We start from the raw sequence: 3,151 nt of genomic DNA, 5'->3' as shown, positions 1-3,151 counted from the left end.
TGGATTGGTTGAGCTTAAACGCCCGGTTGCCGCTACCGCCTGGTTGTAGGAGGTATGCACACGCCCGGTTTTTGCGTTCACCATTTGCGGCAGGGCATCTACATAGGTAGATTTTAGTTTTTGCAGCTGGCGGTAATCTAAAATATCGCGCACAATATCACTTTTTGAGGCTAATGATAACAGCACATCCTCGCCGGTTTGATACTGACCGGTTTTGGTTTTTTTGGCTTTAGGATCAAGCATCAGCTTTTCAAACAACACCTCGCCCAGTTGTTTTGGTGAGGCGATGTTGAAACGCACGCCCGCTTTTTCGTAAACCGTTTTTTCAAGCTTGGCTATATCGGTTTCCAGGTCTTTAGAGAACTCGCGCAGCGTATCATGGTCAATTTTTACCCCCTCAAATTCAATATCCGCCAACACATATATCAGCGGGTTCTCCATTTCGTGCAGCAGCTTTTCGGCGCCTACCTGCTTTATTTGGGGCACAAAAATGTTTTTTAATTGCAGGGTGATGTCGGCATCCTCGGCGGCATATTCTTTTATTTTTTCTATCTCCACATCGCGCATACTACCCTGATTCTTGCCCTTGGCACCTATCAGTTCGGTTATGGATACGGGCTTATAACCCAGGTAATTTTCCGACAGGATATCCATATTATGCCGGGTATCCGGGTCAATAATGTAATGCGCCATCATGGTATCAAACAGGTCGCCCTGCATATCAACACCATACCATTTCAGCATCAGGATATCAAACTTAATGTTTTGGCCTATTTTACCGATGGCCGGGTTTTCAAATACCGCTTTAAACTCATTAACAATGCTGCGGGTTTCTGCTTCATCTGCAGGTACGGGTATGTACCAGCCCTCGGTAGGTTTTATGGCGAACGATAAGCCTACCAACTCGCAATTATTGGCATCGGTTCCGGTAGTTTCGGTATCAAAGCAAAAGCTTTGTTGTTGTTGTAGCTGCGCAATGAGTTCGGCGCGTTTCTCTTTAGTATCGGCCAGGTAATAAGTATGCGCAACGTTATTGATGTTTTTTGAAGCGGTTGGTTGTTCGGACGTGCCAATATCCTGCACGTCAACTGTCATAGTGGTACGCCCTTCGGCAACAGGTGCGCCAAATAGATCTATCTGCGTACCGGCCGATGTTGCTTTTATTTCGGTGATGCTAAAGTCTTCGCCAAATACGCGGCGGCCCAGCGTTCTGAATTCTAACTCCGCAAATAATGGCTCCAACAATTCACGACTTGGGTCGCACATTTCCAGCCCGGCCTCATCCAGTTCAACAGGCGAATTTAAATTGATAGTCGCCAGTTTTTTCGACATCAGGCCCTGCTCGGCAAAGGTTTCCACGTTCTCTCTTAGTTTGCCTTTTAGCTCGTGACTATGGGCAATTATTTCTTCGACGCTACCATATTGTTTGATCAGTAGCTTGGCGGTTTTTTCGCCTACACCAGGGATGCCGGGTATACCGTCCACCGCATCACCCCAAAGGCCCAAAATATCTATTACCTGTTCCGGGCGTTCAATTTCCCATTTGGCTAACACTTCCTTAACACCCAATATCTCCATCTCATTACCCATACGCGCGGGTTTGTAGATGAAAATATTGTCAGATACCAGTTGAGCGAAATCCTTATCGGGGGTCATGCAATAAACCTGGTAGCCTTTTTGCTCGGCTTTTTTGGCCAGGGTGCCGATGATATCATCAGCTTCAAAACCATCCGAAGTAATTACCGGGATATTAAAGCCTAAAACCAGTTTAAAAATATAAGGCAACGCTGCCGAAAGATCTTCGGGCATGCTTTCGCGGTGGGCCTTATAGCCCGCAAAATCGGTATGGCGTTCGGTGGGTGCGGCGGTATCAAAAACTACGGCCATATGGGTTGGCTTCTCTTTTTTAAGCACATCCAGCAGGGTATTAGTAAAACCCATAACCGCCGAAGTATTTAACCCGCCCGATGTAAAACGCGGCGTTTTACTTAAAGCAAAATGCGCCCGGTAAATAAGGGCCATGCCATCTAAAAGAAATAGTTTTTTCATGATTGTGATTGCACCGATGGGTTTGATTGCACCGATTTCTCAAAAATACAATTTATGTTGAGCGATTAATAAAATCTGTGAAATCAAATAAAATCTGTGGTTCAGGCAATGCGGCGCAACTCACCCGACCATCGCTTCGCTCGGCCATCCTCTCTTTGCTAGAGAGGGGATTTTTTTCTTTTCCCTCTTTGCGTAGCAGAGAGGGTCGACGAGCGAAGCAAGTCGGGGTGAGTTAAAACGGGTGCTATTTAAAAGAACACCCATCAATATGATCATTTACCATCCCTGTTGCCTGCATGTGCGCGTAACAAATGGTGGTGCCAAAAAACTTAAAGCCGCGCTTTTTCATGTCCTTGCTTATCGCGTCGGATATGGGGGTGCTTGCGGGTAGTTTATTGCCGGTGTTATTAATGGGTTTACCACCGGGCATAAAGCTGTACAGGTATTTATCAAACGAGCCAAACTCTTGCTGTACCTTGATAAAATTTTGTGCGTTAGTAATGGTTGATTGTATTTTTAAGCGGTTGCGGATGATGCCTGCGTCCTGCATTAAACGCTCTGCGTCCTCATCAGTAAAGGCGGCCACTTTATGTATGTCAAAATTGGCAAAGGCCTTGCGATAATTTTCGCGGCGGCGCAAAATGGTTATCCAGCTCAGGCCTGCTTGTGCCGATTCGAGCACCAAAAATTCAAATAATACTTTATCGTCATGTACTTCTCGTCCCCATTCTTCATCATGGTATTTCATATATAGCTCGTCGTTTCCGCACCAGGAGCAGCGTTTTATGTTTTGAGTTGGCAGTTTTGAGTTGGCAGTTGGCATATGCTATTTTTAATTTTTAAAGATAAAAACTCTCCTTGTCATTTCGAACGAGGTACGAGGAGAAATCTATGCTCGCGTTCGGAATTGCGCGTGTATAGATTTCTCACTATGTTCGAAATGACAAGGTTGAGAAAGAATATCATACTTTTGTTTATCATGATACATTTTAAACGTACCGACCATATCAACATCTGTGTAGCTCCGGAAAGACTGGAAGAAGCGCGCGAGTTTTACACCAACATAATTGGCCTGCAGCCCACCCCCCGCCCCGATGTTTTT

The 3,151-nt window shown here is 45.4% G+C and carries 2 protein-coding genes; both read right to left on the bottom strand.

The genetic code is table 11. From position 1 onward, the window contains the following. A partial coding sequence (locus tag ABI367_RS08350; RefSeq protein WP_462228366.1) for a DNA polymerase occupies positions 1-2,049 on the bottom strand: 2,049 nt, incomplete at its 3' end. Positions 2,050-2,293: 244 nt separating this feature from the next. Continuing rightward, positions 2,294-2,872 carry a DNA-3-methyladenine glycosylase I gene (locus ABI367_RS08345; RefSeq protein WP_462228365.1) on the bottom strand — a complete coding sequence of 193 codons (579 nt, stop codon included), beginning with the start codon at positions 2,870-2,872 and terminating at the stop codon, positions 2,294-2,296. Between the last annotated feature and the right edge of the window lie 279 nt (positions 2,873-3,151).

The sequence above is a fragment of the Mucilaginibacter sp. genome (assembly GCF_039935595.1).
Classification (GTDB): Bacteria; Bacteroidota; Bacteroidia; order Sphingobacteriales; family Sphingobacteriaceae; genus Mucilaginibacter.
This window is presented reverse-complemented; position numbering and strand designations above follow the sequence as displayed.

What these genes read in the sequence shown, in the direction of transcription:
- ABI367_RS08345 (WP_462228365.1), bottom strand. Translation starts at nt 2,872, where the DNA reads ATGCCAACTGCCAACTCAAAACTGCCAACTCAAAACATAAAACGCTGC.